The organism is Fictibacillus norfolkensis, assembly GCF_014836645.1.
Taxonomy (GTDB): Bacteria; Bacillota; Bacilli; order Bacillales; family Fictibacillaceae; genus Fictibacillus; species Fictibacillus norfolkensis.
The window spans coordinates 16,022-32,196 of sequence record NZ_JACSQM010000009.1; the positions used below are offsets into that span (position 1 = coordinate 16,022).

Consider the following 16,175-nt stretch of genomic DNA (forward strand, 5'->3'; position numbering starts at 1 on the left):
GTCCCTTTGCTTTCCCTACCTCCTCGCACTCCATCGATTTATCAGTCCAACTAGATGACCATTTACGATAATAACCCCAAGGATAATGATTGCTCCACCTAGAATACTGGTATAAATGACCTTTTCATGTAGAAGTAGCACGGCTGCTATTAGTGTAGAGATTGGTTCGAGGTATAAGAAAACAGATACTTGAGTTGCTTCCAACACCTCCAATGCTTTTGCCCAGTACCAATAGGCAATACCGGATACAAAGACTCCAAGGAAAATAAGATGAGCCCATTCTACTCCATCTAGAAGAGCAAGCTTTTCCCAGCTTTTATTCTGATAAATGAATGGGAGAGTAAGCAAAAGTCCCAAAGCACTCATGTAAAAGGTGAGGACCAATGCAGGCAAGGGCACCTTTAGGCTTTTTAGTAAAACTGAATAAATGGCCCAATTTAAGGTACTGAGAACCATCAGTAGATACCCGATGTTGATTGAGAATCCTAAGGACCTATCTCCACCTGCTGTTGTGACCAGCAACACACCACTAATGGCCAAAATAATTCCAACTGCCTTTGGAACTGTCAACTCTTCATGCAGAAAGACCATGGAAAGAACGACAGTGAAAACCGGAGAGAACGTAATGAGCCAGCCTGCAGAGGATGCATCAATAGATAAAAGTGCGCTCGCTTGAATGACCTGATGAAGAAAAACCCCAAGAATCCCTAATACAATTAAGTGCGGGATATACTGTATCGGGAGTTTCATGGAATGTTTCTTTTTCACAAGGATAAGTATAAATAAAAACAATGCACCTATACCAAAACGGATGACCAGAAGAGTAAAAGGATCAAGCTTGTCCAGTACTGCTTTAGTCGAGACAAAAGATATTCCCCAAAAACTGATGGACATGGTGGCATATAATGAGGCTCCTAGCATTTTTCGAAACGAGATCATAGATAGGCATTCCTTTCTCAATTATTTCTTCTACCATCTTATGCTTGTCCTGAAAAAACATGAGAATGAGAAGATTATCTAGGATCAAGAAAGTTCTTGAGAAGCGGAAGCACAGAGACGGTTCTCGTGCTTCATTTACTTAACATACTTTGCAAGGGAAGTTACTTAATATGTTAATTTCTTCTTTAAATTATTTATTAGCATCCTAAATATACGAAATGTACCTTTGATTCATTCCAGTTTAATAAGGGTATTTAATATGTGAGATGTGGCCGTTTAATATTGACTATGTTAAAACTTAACGATTAGTAGATATAGCGAATCTATGGCACCCTATTCCGAACGCTCCTTGAAAAAAGAGTAATCCGGAGTTAAGACAGTATTGGTTTTAAAAGGGAGATTCATTATGAAAATCTATACGATTGGACATTATAATCATTCAAAAGAACAGTTCTTAAAGATACTCCAAGCAGCAGAAATTAGCTTTGTTGCAGATGTCCGGGCATTTCCTGCAAGTCGTAGGAATTCACATTTTAATAAAGAAAACATGGTCCAATGGTTGAAAGAAGCAGGAATTTATTATCGACATTACCCAGGTCTAGGCGGTAGAAGAAAAATAGCCGGAGTTGTAGGAGAGCAATTGAACGAAGGTTGGAATAACCGTTCATTTCACAACTATGCAGATTATACGCTCACGGATGATTTTCAGTATGCTTTGGAACAGCTCAAGGAACAAGCTAAACAAAAAAATCTGGTTTATATGTGTTCAGAACATCACCCGGCAAGATGTCACCGTCTGCTTATCAGCAACTGGCTACAGGCAAATGGATGGGATGTGCGCCATCTTATACCTAATTCCAAGGGAGATCCTAGGATAGTCTCTCATGAATTGGGACAGTGGGGAGCCGTGCCAATCATTGAAGAGGATGGGACCGTCGTGTATCCGAAACTATAAAATGAGAAAATGCAAACAAAGATGCCTGTCCCAACTACTAAAAGGGGCAGGCGCTTTTTTAAAGGAAGCATGAAGACCGTATTCGACGCTTCATTTATGGATAAAAAAGAAGTGCTTTTCTATAATTTCTATTAGCCGAGATTGCACATATGAAAGAATTTAATTTTATAATGTTGTTTTGAAAAAATGATAGAACATAATTATAAAAACCTGCACAGGGTGTACTATTTTTATGTTTTTTATTTTATGCAGTAGTTACTGTTTTATTTAACATTATTACATGTAGAAGAAATACCCTATAATCAACCCACTACCGAGGTTATTCTAACGGAGTTTTCTGTTAACAGACAAAAAGAATTTAGGTTCACGGTCACTATGGGTATGGCATAGGATAGCTGTAAATTTAGGATATGTAGGTGATTAAGTTGAAAGAGCCTTCTATTGTTTACAGTGAAATACCTTTTGTTGCGATTTACGAAAATATATTGAGTGATAGTGAATGTCAGCAATTAATAGCTTTAGCCAAAGAACGTTTAAAGCCTTCAACGGTCGTTGGAGCAGCGGACATACGAAAATCAGATCAAGCGTGGCTTCCTCATCTGTTAAATGAAACGGTTCATCAGATTGCACAGCGCATTGCCTCTATAGTAAACAAGCCGCTTACTCATGCAGAACAGTTACAAGTGGTTAGGTATCAGGTCGGCGGAAAATTTGATGCTCATTATGATACGTTTAGTCCCTCCACTCAGTTAGGGAGAACATATTTATCGAATGGAGGACAACGGATCGTAACAGCCCTTCTCTATTTAAACTCTGTGACTACTGGAGGAGGAGAAACTTTTTTTCCATCGCTAAATTTCGAAGTAGCTCCTAAAGAAGGGAGTTTACTCGTTTTTGAAAACTGTATAAAAAATACAGATCACCCACATCATCTTTCACTTCATGGTTCTCGTCCCTTAACAAAAGGTGAGAAATGGATAGCTACGCTCTGGTTCAGAGAAAAGCCACGTCACTAGTGATCATCATGTAAAAGCCAGAGATATTATCAAGTCTCTGGCTTTATTGATTTTGATAGAAGTCACGGTTTACCTGAATGATTTTGTTTTCCTTTTCCAGGGTAGAGAGATAGATAAAGGGTGAGAGGAGAACGATATGAACTGGACAGTAGTGGTTAGCACATTTTTTATCATTTTTTTAGCCACATTGGCTTTAATGAAGTTTAATAAAAAAAAGTGAACTCTATGTTACAGGTTGACATTTTCCTAAGTTCGTACTAGTATAGGGAATTATTTAGAAATATATATTAAAGATAGCAAGCTATGATTGCTGTAGGTCGTACTACAGTAGGAGCAGCTTCTGGAGAGACCGCATGTTAAGCGGCGCCGAAGGGTTCACAATCTCAGGCAAACGGACAGAAGAGTATTGAATTTTGACTTTGTTGTGCCTGTCATTTATAGCGCAGTGAATGTTTTTTTCATATTCTAATGTACACGAGATTGGAGATTCTTCCAGTCTCTTTTTTTCGTTGTATTTGCATCTTAGAAGGAGGATTCATACGTGTCACAGCAAGAGTTGAAGAGAGATTTAGCTAACCGCCATGTGCAGCTGATTGCCATTGGCGGAACAATTGGTACGGGGTTATTTTTGGGTTCAGGAAAAGCGATTCAGCTTGCCGGACCGTCTGTTATATTTGCTTATTTAACGTTGGTATTGCATTGTTTTTTATGATGAGAGCACTAGGGGAACTGTTGCTTTCGAAGGAAGGCTATGAGTCGTTTACCGATATCGCGGAGGATTATCTTGGTCCGCGAGCTGCGTTTATCACAGGATGGACGTATTGGTTCTGCTGGATCATGACAGCGATGGCAGATGTGATAGCGGTCGGTGTCTATGTACAATATTGGTTTAACATACCGCAGTGGGTTCCAGCAATTGTCTGTTTGCTTCTTTTACTTGGACTGAATCTATTAACGGTAAAGCTTTTTGGGGAATTGGAGTTTTGGTTCGCTTTAATAAAGGTGGTTACGATTCTAGCGTTAATTGTGATCGGCGTTGTTCTACTTGTTATTGGTTACCAGACGGATGCGGGAACGGTCTCTATAAACAACCTGTGGGATCATGGAGGTTTGTTTCCTAATGGCATGACGGGATTCTTACTCTCTTTTCAGATGGTTGTTTTCGCGTTTGTCGGAGTAGAATTGGTTGGTGTGGCTGCAGCAGAAACGTCTGATCCTAGAAAGAATATTCCCTCTGCGATCAATAAGATTCCACTTCGAATTCTATTCTTCTACGTTGGCGCATTGATCGTGCTGCTCTGCATCAATCCTTGGACAGAGTTAAACGCAGTGGAAAGTCCGTTTGTTAAAACGTTCAGCTTAATAGGAATTCCGCTTGCGGCTGGAATCATCAATTTTGTTGTGTTGACTTCAGCGGCATCTGCCTGCAACAGCGGATTATTTTCAACGAGTCGTATCCTATTTACTTTAAGCAAGAGTGAACAGGCTCCTCGATCTTTTAAGAAACTAACGAAAAATTCGGTGCCTGGTAACGCGCTTTGGGTTTCGACTATAGTTGTTTCAGTGGGAGCGCTCCTCAGTAAGCTGATCCCAGAACAAGCTTTTGGCATCGTAACAACCATTAGTGCGATCTGTTTCATCTGGGTGTGGAGCGTGATCTTGTTCAGCCATATTAAATACCGTAAAACACGTAAAGACCTGCACAAGAAGTCAACATTCAAAGCACCTTTTGCTCCATTCGTTAACTATGTGGTACTCGCGCTGTTCGGGGTCATTTTAATCGTGTTGCTTGTGGCAGACGCTACACGTCCGGCGTTATTGCTGACACCTATTTGGTTTATTCTGTTGTTTATTCTTTTTTCGTTTAGGAAAAGACCTTAATCTAATATTATACACACTAAAAAAGTAGAGGAACTCGTGTTGGTTTCTCTACTTTTTAAATCGCTCTTTTCTAGAAGATAGTTGCTTTTAACTCCGTCACCTTTGACAATTGATTGGAGTGGAAGGTTGCCTTATACAATTTCATTCTTTAATAAATTTTGCCGATCATATATTTTTTCAAAAAGGATTCCAGCTATATAGTAAAAACCTAGTCCAAAGAAAATATGAGTAAGTGTAAACTTTGCACCGAATGAAGTGAATTCATATACTAGTACGGGTAGTTTTACAGTGGACCAAGCTCCTAAGAAAAACACGATATAACGAACGCTAGCTCCCTTTTTTAATAATAACACTGCTATGGGAAAGGCTATATAAAGTGGACCTGCAGCAACAGTTGCTAATATTAAGGTGAACAAGATTCCATATATACCCGATTTGTCACCCATATATTTTATTAAAGATTCTTTTTTTATCCACTGATCTAATAGCCCTACTAAAATAAAAATCGGTGGAAGTAAAAACAGCATATTCCAGAGACTTTCAGCAGTTAACTGAATAGTATTCATGGCAATAGACTGATTTATATATGCAATTACTAACAGTCCCACTAGTAATACTAGAAAGAGACGATATCTTTTTAATTTTTTCACACCATCACCACCCAAACTATCCATGCAAATAGAAGAGACATAATTATGGCAGAGGCATTTCGAGCATACGCAAAACTCCTCCCAAATATTTTTTGTTCCATAGTTAAAGTAGCAAGTCCTACAGACATTAGGGTAGACATTAAAACCGCTACTTGAGGGAGGGCAGCACCATTTTGAACGAGTGTACGACCGAGAGGAAAGACAATAAAGCTTGGAACTAAAGCAACAGAGCCAAGAATTGTAGAATAAACCATACCTAATAATCCCGAATTTTCACCTATCACTGAAGATATCAAGTCAGGTGACAATAATGACAACGTTAATCCAACAAATAACATGATTGCTAATAAATCTGGGAGAACTTTTCGAAACATTTTCCATGCACTAATTAACGCTAATTTTGTTTTGAGTTTATTTTTCTTAAAAGAAATTATCAAATAAATAGTGGCTAAGCTATATAGAATGATTCCGCTAAGCATTAATTTGTGTCTTCCAATCGTTATATTTCTCTATGAAAAAGGATAAATTCTTCATTTTTTCCTCTATATCCAACTGATGTTCTTCTAATTTTTTTTTTCCAATGGCGGTTATTTTGTACATCCTCATTGGTTTGTGTTGATCAGTGGTATTCAAATAAGATTCAATTGCTTCTTCTTGCTCCAATTTTTTTAATGTACGATACAAGATCGCGCTATCGATGGGATTGACTGGAAGCTCTTCTTCACATTTTTGCAATAGTCTTCCCCCGTAATTATCTCCTTCTGTAAGAAATAACAATAGAAATGCTCCTGTATGTCTTCCTGTATGTTTCATGATGTATACACTCTCCATTTCTAATTTATTTTTTTACTGTCATTAACAGTATACTGTCGTTAACAGTGTTATGTCAAATCTTGAATAATACCACCCCAACAACTAACATTGCGTTTCTATCGTCAATTTCCTCATAACACGTTTATCTTTTTTATGAATTGTGCTCTAATAAGAAAGAGTTAAAAAAGCAGGTAGCTTACGTGCACAAAAGCTTTTGGTGTATGTATAATGAGTTTGCGAAATGAGGAAATACTTTGAAAAGATTTAAGAAGTTCTATATAGAAATTACAAGCATCTGTAATTTGGCGTGTCATTTTTGTCCTCCAACTGAACGAGCCAAGCAGTTCATTTCTGTTGATGATTTTACAAAACGATTAGACCAGATCAAGCCTTATACTGATTTCATCTATTTGCATGTAAAAGGTGAGCCACTGCTTCATCCGAAAATCGATCAGCTGTTAGACTTAGCCCATGAAAGAGGGTTTAAAGTTAATATCACTACGAATGGAACGCTCATCAAAAAGAATTGGGACAAGCTTATCAATAAGCCTGCGCTCAGACAGATGAATTTTTCTCTTCATAGTTTTGATGGCCACGTCGGTCAGAGTATGACGGATAAAGAAGAATACGTAAGAACGATTCTTTCTTTTGTACAAGAAGCAACGAGGGAATCTCCGTTATTTGTTTCTTTAAGGCTTTGGAACCTGACGCAAGACAATGCGACGAACTTGGAAAAACAGCGTAACCGTCAGCTGCTTGAGATTATTGAAAACGAATTTAATCTCGGATTTAGAATTGAAGAAAAGCTCACGCCGGGTAAAGGAATTAAACTGGCTGATCAAATTTTCATCAATCAAGATTACGAGTTTAAATGGCCGGCACTTCATGAGGAAGAGGATGACGGAAAAGGATTCTGCTACGGCCTCCGCAATCAAGCGGGTATTCTGGCGAACGGTACAGTCATTCCATGCTGCTTAGATGGAGAAGGTGTTATCAACTTAGGAAATATTAATGAAACACACTTTTCATCTATTATTGAAGGTGACCGAGCAAATAATCTTGTAGATGGTTTTTCGCGAAGAGAAGCTGTTGAGGAACTTTGCAGAAAATGTGGTTATCGTAAGCGGTTCGGTAAATAGAACGAAACACATGTTAGACATTTAAGGCGGGGAGGTACCCTGTCTTTTTTTATGAGAAAAAACGCACCTAATCTCAAGAACTCTGAAGCAGCAAATTCTGATCAGAAATCGTGATTAGGTGCGTTCATTATCTATTATTTTAATTTAAAATCAAATCGATCAGCGTCCATCACTTTTACCCATGCTGCGATAAAGTCGCGTACGAATTTTTCTTGGTTGTCGTTCTGCGCATACACTTCAGCGAGTGCGCGAAGTTCTGAGTTGGACCCGAACACAAGATCAAAGCGGGAAGCTGTTCGCTTCACTTCTCCTGATTTACGGTCGCGGCCTTCGTACTCGTTAAAGCCTTTTGATTTCCACTCCACGCCCATGTCGAGCAAGTTTACGAAAAAGTCATTCGTTAACGTGCCAACACGGTCTGTGAATACACCGTGTTTCGTATTCTTATAGTTTGTCCCAAGAACGCGAAGACCTCCGACGAGGACGGTCATTTCAGGTGCAGAGAGACCTAGTAGCTGTGCTTTGTCTACAAACATCTCTTCAGGGCTTGTGCTATATTCTTTCTTTTGATAGTTGCGGAACCCGTCTGATACCGGCTCAAGTACATCAAAAGAAACAGCGTCCGTTTGTTCAGGCGTTGCATCACCACGTCCAGGTGTAAATGGAACCGTTACATCAAAGCCCGCATCTTTTGCTGCTTTTTCAACAGCAGCACTTCCGCCAAGAACGATCAAGTCGGCTAGACTCACCTTCGTGTCGAGTTGGTTTTGTAGATCAGAATAGATTCCTAGCACTTTCTCCAGCTGTTGGGGTTCGTTAACTTCCCAACCTTTTTGAGGAGCTAAACGGATGCGTGACCCGTTCGCACCTCCGCGCATATCAGAAACACGGTACGTGCTTGCTGAAGCCCATGCCGTTTTGACGAGCTCACTCACCGATAATCCTGTATTTAGAATCTTTTCTTTTAACTGAGCGATGTCAGATGCTGATAGATCATAATCTACACTCGGAACAGGATCTTGCCAGATGAGTTCTTCGTCTGGAACCTCAGGGCCTAGATAACGAACTTTCGGCCCCATGTCACGGTGAAGCAATTTGAACCATGCACGTGCAAAGGCATCAGCGAATTCATCTGGATTCTCGTAATAACGGCGAGAAATTTTTTCATAGTCCGGATCCATACGCAATGCCATATCAGCTGTTGTCATCATCGTCTTCACACGGATTGAAGGGTCTTCTGCATCAGGAGCCATGTGTTCTTCTGTCACATCAACAGGACTCCATTGGTAAGCGCCTGCTCTACTCTTCGTTAACTCCCACTCGTAACCGAACAGAAGATCAAAGTAACCGTTATCCCATTGTGTTGGGTTCGATGTCCAAGCTCCATCAACACCACTCGAAATGGTGTCGCGTCCTTTTCCGCTTCCGTGACGGCTAAGCCAGCCTAGTCCTTGTGTTTCGATGTCTGCTGCTTCAGGATCGTCTCCTACTAGAGATGGATCGCCTGCGCCATGGGCTTTTCCGAAGGTATGCCCACCTGCGATAAGTGCAACCGTTTCTTCGTCATTCATCGCCATACGGCTAAACGTATCACGAATATCACGAGCACTTGCGAGTGGATCAGGCTTTCCGTTCGGCCCTTCAGGGTTCACGTAGATCAGACCCATCTGAACAGCAGCGAGCGGGTCTTCAAGCTCACGGTCACCCGAATAACGGTTGTCTGCTAACCATTCTTTTTCCGATCCCCAATAAACATCTTCTTCTGCATGCCAAATATCTTCACGACCGCCAGCAAAACCAAACGTTTTTAACCCCATAGATTCAATAGCTACGTTACCAGTGAAAACAAGGAGATCTGCCCATGAGATCTTGTTGCCGTATTTTTGTTTGATCGGCCATAAAAGACGGCGAGCTTTATCAAGGTTTACGTTATCTGGCCAACTGTTTAGAGGTGCGAAGCGCTGAGAACCTGATCCGCCGCCACCCCGTCCATCAGCCGTACGGTATGTACCTGCAGCATGCCAAGACATACGGATGAAGAAAGGACCATAGTGACCATAATCCGCCGGCCACCAATCCTGGCTGTCCGTCATCAATGCATGAAGATCTTTCTTCAGTGCGTCATAATCCAGTTTGGAGAACTCTTCACGATAATTATAGTCGTCTCCCATCGGATTTGATTTTTTGTCATGTTGGCGAAGAACATTTAGATTGAGCTGATTCGGCCACCAATCCTTATTTATCGTTCCATGAGGAGCTCTAGATGTCGTAATCGCACTATCCTTGTGGTGTGTGACAGGACATTGACCTGCAGATGTGTGCTCTTTTTGATCGGGCTTGTTGTTGTTTTCCATTACAATTTCCCCTTCCTTTTTTGGAACTTAAAAATTGCAAAACACGAAAAGCCATGATGTTAAATATTTGATTATTATGATAACTCAATTATAGTGGACAGGTATGTGGATTCAAAGCGTAATGCACTTTTGGTTGTCACATTATGAGTTATGTGTAAAACGCGAACTCTGGAAGAAGTCTTGAGTGAAATTCATTGTGGTAAAATGAACAATAACTATAAGAAATGAGGACTACATAGATGTCTAACCTACCAAACTGCCCAAAATGCAATTCTGCTTATGTGTATGAGGATGGAGCTTTTCTCGTATGCCCCGAGTGTGCTCATGAATGGGCTCACGAAACAGAGAGCGAATCTGACGAGAAGGTTGTAAAAGATTCGAACGGAAACATCCTTCAAGACGGTGACTCTGTATCTGTTATTAAAGATCTTAAAATCAAAGGTACATCTTCTGTTATTAAGATCGGCACGAAAGTAAAAGGAATTCGTCTCGTTGAAGGCGATCATGATATTGATTGTAAGATCGACGGATTTGGCGCGATGAAATTGAAGTCTGAGTTTGTAAAAAAGATATAGAGATTCTGATTAACCACCATTCTCCGGTGGTTATTTTTTTTTCGTAAAATAATCCTACTCCTCAAGATCCCAACTCGCTAATCCCTGTCCTTCCAGTATTTAACGCTCATTTTTTCTCAAAAAAAGATGGAGAAACATAAATAAAAAAAGGTTAACAATCGAATACTTAGGGTATTTAAAGAAAGTATGTGTGCATAAAAATTTTAAATACAAACCTTTATATTCTAATATAGTAATTATTCATAGATTGATCGCAAAAGGAGAGGCAGAATGAATATACATTTTGAACAAAAAAAGCAGCAATTAGGTATTCGGGAAATTTGGGGAAGCACACAGCAAACCATTTCTTCTGTCTGCTTTGATTCCAGAAACGTAATGAATAACTCTTCCTTTGTCTGTATAACTGGAGAACAATTTGACGGTCACACCTTTATTGATAGTGCCATCGAGAACGGTGCAGTTGTGGTGACCGGTGAAAATAAATCGATTTTAAAAGAGGCGAGCGAAACATATCGTGATGTTACATTCATACTCGTTGAAGATGCTCGTGTATTTATGGCTCAATTATCTATCCTATTTAACGAACGTATACATGAAAAATTAATAACAGTTGGTATTACAGGGACGAATGGTAAAACGACGGTCGCAGCTTATGTGAGATCGTTGATGAACCTTTGTGATGTAAAATCCGGTTCGATCGGAACTACCGGAATGATTTCCTCTACAGGAAATCTGAACATGAAACAGTCAACGCCAACTACGCCTGAAGCGCCTGATCTTCATCACATCTTCAAACAGTTTGTAGAGAATGGCGATCAACTCGCTGCGATGGAGGTCACTTCTGTTGGAATCGAACAAAAACGAACAGCAGGTATCGATTTTGATGTAGCAATTCACACAAACTTGTCGCCAGAACATTTAGAGTTTCATCATACGTTTGAAAACTACAAACAAGCAAAGTTGAAGTTATTTAAACAAGCAAAAAAAGCAGTAGTGAACATCGATGATGAGGGAATGGGTAAAGAAATCGTTGAGTTGTTTGCAGGTCCTCTGCTAACGTACAGCATGAATGAAGAGAGCGGTGCGGATGTGATTGCAACGGACCTTAAGCAGGTAGCTAACGGCACTTCATTTACCATATCCGTTCACGAAAAACGTTATTCTGTAATAACACCATTTTACGGATCTTATAATATAGCGAATCTCCTTTCTGCAATCTGTACAGGTTTGCATATTGGAATTCCATTAGAAAAAATGCTTTATGTTCTGCCTGAAATGACAGGACCTGAAGGAAGATTTGAAATCATTCATAAGCAAAAGCGTAAGATTATTTTGGACTACGCACACACTCCTGTTGCGTTACAAAACCTTGTAACAGAAGTGAAAAAGCTGCCATACAGTCGATTGATTGTGCTAGTAATGGGCATCGGAATAAGAGATAAAGAAAAGATGCCAAAAATGGCAGAAACGATTGAGAACCAAGCCGATGAAATCGTCGTATCTGTAGACCATCCCGGATATAACGATCCGAGTGAAATTGTTGGCCACGTGATGAGAGGGTTCAAAAATCCTGATGCACCTAACATTCACTCAGAACTTACTCGTCATGATGCGGTGATTAAGGCATTATCTCTTAGTGAAGAAAATGACATCGTTCTCCTCACGAGTGGCTGTATTAATGGTGCTCAGATTGTTAAAGGCGAGAAGATTCCTCACTCCGACAAAGACATCATTGCAGACTTCTTTAGAAGTAAAAAAGTGTCGAAGAGCGGAAGAATGTTTGCTTCTTCTAAAATAAGATGGGCTCCGCCTAAAAAGAGAAACGTATTGTAAAAAAGTTTAGTTAAACATGAACCCCGTTATGGATATAGCGGGGTTTTTACTCGTTGTATTTTCCATAAACGAAGCATCAAACACTCTCTTTTTACAGTTATGGGGCATAACCCCTAAACAAGCCGGGTATTGGTTAATACTTACAAAATGTCGAAGGAGCTGACAGCGTGAATACACTTTTCTTAGTATCTTTTTTAGTGAGTTCAATTGTGACAGGTGCGAACTCAAGCGAAATGGCCTTAAATCGGACGAGCAATGAAGTAACGCAGAATGAAGAGGAAACACAAAGCTTTTCTGAGCCGATCAATACGGAAGAACAGCAAGATGCTGTTTTGAAATTTATCAATGTGGACGTGGCAGCAGTATCTACCTTTGAAGTACAAGCCTTTGATTCTTTAGCTAGCGTTTCAGGCGGAAATTATACCGACGACGAGACGATGTATTTGGAGTTAGTGGAAAATACGATTCCTGCTTATGAAAAAGCAGTAACCCAAGCGAAGATCATCGATGTTCAAGGAAAAGAATTAGTAGGAATGAAGAAGCAAATCGTAAAAGCTACCGAAACATTTTACGAAGGCATAATTTTGCAAAGACAAGCGTTAGAACAACAAGATGAAAATCTGATGACACAGTCTAATCTAAAATTAGAAGAATACTTCCAATTGGTAGACGCTTATCACGCAGAGATGGAATTATTGAGCAAAAAATACGACATCGAATATAAAGACGCTCCAAGTAATTCTGAGCAACTGGAACAAACAGAAGAAGGAGATTTCTTGTAAATGCCTAGTGAAATGGCTAGTACTAAAACATAGACACCCCCAAGACATCATTGATTAGTTGATTGGAGCGTAAGGTGAGAGACTCCTGGGGAATCAGCGGGACATTTCGAAGAGTGCAAGTGGCTAGTTCAGCCCCGACAAGCAAAAGGTGAATGGGTTGGAAGGCGCACTTTGCCTTCTTAGCCATTTAACTTTTGACCTCGAGGGGCTAGCCACTGTAACAAGCCAGGTGAGACTCTTAACAGCGCAGAGCGCTAAGAGGCTCACCGCACGCCCCCCGGAAAGCGAGCATCCTGGAGCGCAAAGCAACCTCTTTCAAATCTTCTAGACATAACAAAAAAAGTAGCTACCCTGCAAAACGGATAGCTACTTTTTCTTAATGTGCCTGTGATTCACTCACTTCTTCATCGCGCATGGAAAAAACTTTCTTCGCAACCGTTAACGCGTTCAGCACACGTGGAAATCCAGTATACGGAATTAAGTGCGTAATGCTTTCCACAATCTCTTCCTTCGTTAGTCCTGCCGTCAGCCCTGTATTGATATGCAGCTCCAATTGTGGCTCCGTTCCTTGTGTCACAAGAGAAGAGATCGTTACAAGCGCTCGTTGCTTGTTCGTCAGTCCTGCTCTTGAATAGATCTCGCCGTACGCGAATTCAATAATGTATTTTCCTACATCTGGCGCGATATCTTGCAGGTCATCCGAGATTTTTAAGTGCGTTGAGATGTCTTTGTTATCCGTTAACGTATACTCCATTAACTTATCTAGTCCATTTTGATAACGATCTTTTTCCATGAGTAGTGCCTCCTATAATTTGTATAGGAATTACTTTATCTCTACTCAATCTATTCGTAAAATACATATAATTCATATAAGTCATGCATTTTAGTTATATATCATTCGCTAAATGGTGAAAGCATATTAATAAATTCTCGAGTCGCATACGTAACGTATTTATCTTTCTTTTTTATAATACCTAGCTTATAAGGCAGGGAGGGATCAACGATCGGAATGGCTTTAATCAAATTTTGATCTACCTTTTTTGCAATCGATTCTGGAAAGATGGAAACCCCCAAGTTCTCCCCGATCATACCGCTGATAAAGTCCCATTGTGAGCTTTCATAGGAAATCTTCGGATGAAAGCCAGCTGTAATACATTCTTCGATAACACGATCATGCAGGGTGAAGCCTTCTTTGAAGATAATAAAAGATTCATTCTCCAATTCTTTCATCGTTACTTTTTCTCTATCAGCGAGCGGATGAGAGTGATGAACAAACAACATGAGCTGTTCGGTTAAGAAAGAAACGATCTCAAGTTTATCTTCATTTAAGGGCATTACGACAACCCCTAGATCTAAGAGACCGTCATTCACTTCTTGCTGCACACGGTTTGCGCCATGTTCCACGAGCTGAATCTGTATTTCAGGGTATGAAGCTTTGAATTTCTTGATGATTTTAGGGAAAAATAAGAAGCCGATAAGAGGTGGGATTCCAATTTTGATTTTCCCTTTTTTTAAGTTCATTAAGTCGTAAAGGTTCGATGAAAGATTGTCCAAAGACTCTAGAATCATCTTGCTTTGTTCAAAAACGATCTCGCCGGCTTCTGTTAGTTCAATTTGTCTAGAAGAGCGATCGATCAATTCCATCTCGAGTTCGTCTTCTAAACTTTTTACCATTTTACTAAGACTAGGCTGAGATAAATGCAGTACGGTTGAAGCTTTCGTGAAGCTTTTATGTTTGGCTACAGCGTGAAAATAGGTCAATTGTCGAATATCCATATGGAGAACTCCATTCTATAACTTTTGTGCATACTATCTATAGTTATAATTCATTTTACTTAATAAATACACAGGAGTAAAATGTCCTTCGTGCAATAAAAACTTTTGAAAAGTAAGTGCTAATAGATGAAAGCGCACTCTTTCTATATAAAAAAGGAGGAAAGATTTTGATTAGTATCATAATAGGTCTGGCTCTACTCATGTTTTTTGCCTACCTGGGCTGGTCGATCATCTGGGTCGCTCCAATTGTAGCGGGTATCGTTGCTCTAATGAGTGGATTAGACTTGATGGACGCGTATACCAATACGTATATGACTGGCTTTGTAGATTTCGCAAAAGCTTGGTTTCCGATCTTCTTATTAGGAGCGGTACTCGGTAAGTTGATGGAAGACACGGGAGCTGCTAAATCGGTTGCGATTCAGTTTACAAAGTTTATAGGTGAGAAACGAGCGATTCTCGGAGTTTTGGTAGCATCAGCTGTCTTAACTTACGGTGGCGTAAGTTTGTTTGTCGTCGTGTTCGCGATCTATCCGATCGCATTGGCATTGTTTAAAAAAGCCGATATCTCTAGAAGATTGATCGCACCTACGATTGTTCTTGGGGCATTCACCTTTACGATGACTGCTGTACCAGGAACACCACAGATTCAAAACTTAATACCGATGAACACGTTTAAGACAACCCCTATGGCGGGTACCATTATCGGTATTGTAGCTACGCTGATCATGGCAGTTGGCGGCTATTTCTGGCTGAAGTTCAGAGAGAACCGTTTAACAGCAGCTGGTGAAAAGTATACCGAACCAAATAAATCAAAAGAGAATGAAGATGAAGATGAGGAGAACCTTCCAAACTGGATTCTATCATTAGTCCCTTTAATCGTTGTTGTTATTTTACTTAATTTCTTAAAAATCGCTCCAATTCCTTCGTTGTTAGCTGGAATTCTAGCTATTCTTCTTATCAATATCAAGCAATACAAAACGTTCATCCCTTCTATGAACGAAGGTGCTAAAGGTTCTGTAATGGCAATCATCAATACGAGTGCTGCAGTTGGATTCGGTGCGGTTGTAACGAGTGTACCGGACTTCGACAATATCACAGATATGCTTTTAGGAATCTCTAGCAACCCGCTCGTATCTGAATCACTAGTCGTACAGCTTTTAGCGATGATCACAGGTTCAGCATCAGGTGGTATGGGAATCGCATTACAAGCTCTTGGCGGAACGTACTATGATTTGTCTCAGTCAACAGGCATGAGTCCTGAGGCGTTCCATAGAATGGCATCCATTGCGTCTGGAGCATCGATCCTGCCTCATAATGGAGCACTGTTAACGCTTCTTGCGGTAACACAGTTATCTCATAAGGAAACGTACAAAGATGTATTTGTTGTCGCTTTAATCATCCCTACCATTGCCGTAATTGTTGGAATCATTATGGCAAGCATGGGAATTATATAAAAACTTTT

Annotated in this window: 14 protein-coding genes, 1 pseudogene and 1 riboswitch; of the genes and pseudogenes, 8 read left to right on the forward strand and 7 right to left on the reverse strand. The window is 40.1% G+C overall.

Annotated elements, in window-relative coordinates; translation table 11 throughout:
- Positions 1-15: 15 nt before the first annotated feature.
- Positions 16-939, reverse strand: coding sequence for a DMT family transporter (locus H9648_RS16830; RefSeq protein WP_191754964.1), 924 nt, complete (start codon positions 937-939; stop codon positions 16-18).
- Positions 940-1,345: 406 nt separating this feature from the next.
- Here H9648_RS16830 and H9648_RS16835 point away from each other — a divergent pair, with 406 nt between their 5' ends.
- The 3 genes and pseudogenes from H9648_RS16835 (at position 1,346) to H9648_RS16845 (ending at position 4,791) form a co-directional block, all read left to right on the forward strand.
- Positions 1,346-1,894 carry a DUF488 domain-containing protein gene (locus H9648_RS16835; RefSeq protein ID WP_191754965.1) on the forward strand — a complete coding sequence of 183 codons (549 nt, stop codon included), beginning with the start codon at positions 1,346-1,348 and terminating at the stop codon, positions 1,892-1,894.
- 416 nt (positions 1,895-2,310) lie between these two features.
- Positions 2,311-2,910 carry a prolyl hydroxylase family protein gene (locus tag H9648_RS16840; RefSeq protein ID WP_318243553.1) on the forward strand — a complete coding sequence of 200 codons (600 nt, stop codon included), beginning with the start codon at positions 2,311-2,313 and terminating at the stop codon, positions 2,908-2,910.
- A gap of 330 nt (positions 2,911-3,240) precedes the next feature.
- Positions 3,241-3,319: riboswitch (glycine riboswitch) on the forward strand.
- Positions 3,320-3,451: 132 nt separating this feature from the next.
- Positions 3,452-4,791 (forward strand): annotated as a pseudogene (locus tag H9648_RS16845) (amino acid permease).
- Between the two features lie 131 nt (positions 4,792-4,922).
- Here H9648_RS16845 and H9648_RS16850 read toward each other — a convergent pair.
- From H9648_RS16850 to H9648_RS16860, 3 genes are read right to left on the reverse strand one after another with little or no spacing between them, the layout of a single operon-like run.
- Positions 4,923-5,441 (reverse strand): permease, encoded by a 519-nt coding sequence (locus H9648_RS16850; protein WP_191754966.1) that lies wholly within the window; start codon positions 5,439-5,441, stop codon positions 4,923-4,925.
- Positions 5,438-5,920: a hypothetical protein gene (locus H9648_RS16855; protein WP_191754967.1), complete on the reverse strand. Its 483-nt coding sequence runs from the start codon at positions 5,918-5,920 to the stop codon at positions 5,438-5,440. Before H9648_RS16855 ends, H9648_RS16850 begins: the two co-directional genes overlap by 4 nt.
- On the reverse strand, positions 5,913-6,254 hold the full coding sequence (locus H9648_RS16860) for a PadR family transcriptional regulator (RefSeq protein WP_191754968.1): 342 nt from the start codon (positions 6,252-6,254) through the stop codon (positions 5,913-5,915). Before H9648_RS16860 ends, H9648_RS16855 begins: the two co-directional genes overlap by 8 nt.
- Positions 6,255-6,508: 254 nt before the next feature.
- On the opposite strand from H9648_RS16860, the gene H9648_RS16865 reads away from it, so the two are divergent.
- On the forward strand, positions 6,509-7,393 hold the full coding sequence (locus tag H9648_RS16865) for a radical SAM/SPASM domain-containing protein (protein WP_191754969.1): 885 nt from the start codon (positions 6,509-6,511) through the stop codon (positions 7,391-7,393).
- 134 nt (positions 7,394-7,527) lie between these two features.
- On the opposite strand, the gene katG is transcribed toward H9648_RS16865, so the two are convergent.
- Complete coding sequence (gene katG / locus H9648_RS16870) at positions 7,528-9,747, reverse strand: catalase/peroxidase HPI (RefSeq protein ID WP_191754970.1); 2,220 nt, start codon at positions 9,745-9,747, stop codon at positions 7,528-7,530.
- Between the two features lie 239 nt (positions 9,748-9,986).
- Between katG and H9648_RS16875 the strand changes: the two genes are divergently transcribed.
- The 3 genes from H9648_RS16875 to H9648_RS16885 all read left to right on the forward strand — a co-directional run bounded on the left by H9648_RS16875 (position 9,987) and on the right by H9648_RS16885 (position 12,937).
- Positions 9,987-10,322, forward strand: a complete 336-nt coding sequence (locus H9648_RS16875; protein ID WP_191754971.1) for a zinc ribbon domain-containing protein YjdM — start codon at positions 9,987-9,989, stop codon at positions 10,320-10,322.
- Positions 10,323-10,592: 270 nt separating this feature from the next.
- On the forward strand, positions 10,593-12,155 hold the full coding sequence (locus tag H9648_RS16880; RefSeq protein ID WP_191754972.1) for a UDP-N-acetylmuramoyl-L-alanyl-D-glutamate--2,6-diaminopimelate ligase: 1,563 nt from the start codon (positions 10,593-10,595) through the stop codon (positions 12,153-12,155).
- Positions 12,156-12,322: 167 nt separating this feature from the next.
- Complete coding sequence (locus tag H9648_RS16885) at positions 12,323-12,937, forward strand: hypothetical protein (protein WP_191754973.1); 615 nt, start codon at positions 12,323-12,325, stop codon at positions 12,935-12,937.
- A gap of 376 nt (positions 12,938-13,313) precedes the next feature.
- Here H9648_RS16885 and H9648_RS16890 read toward each other — a convergent pair whose 3' ends face one another.
- Entirely contained in the window at positions 13,314-13,730 is a 417-nt protein-coding gene (locus H9648_RS16890) for a carboxymuconolactone decarboxylase family protein (protein WP_191754974.1), read from the reverse strand.
- A 101-nt stretch (positions 13,731-13,831) separates the two neighbouring features.
- On the reverse strand, positions 13,832-14,713 hold the full coding sequence (locus H9648_RS16895; RefSeq protein ID WP_191754975.1) for a LysR family transcriptional regulator: 882 nt from the start codon (positions 14,711-14,713) through the stop codon (positions 13,832-13,834).
- 167 nt (positions 14,714-14,880) lie between these two features.
- Between H9648_RS16895 and H9648_RS16900 the strand changes: the two genes are divergently transcribed.
- Positions 14,881-16,167 (forward strand): GntP family permease, encoded by a 1,287-nt coding sequence (locus H9648_RS16900; RefSeq protein ID WP_191754976.1) that lies wholly within the window; start codon positions 14,881-14,883, stop codon positions 16,165-16,167.
- Positions 16,168-16,175: the final 8 nt, after the last annotated feature.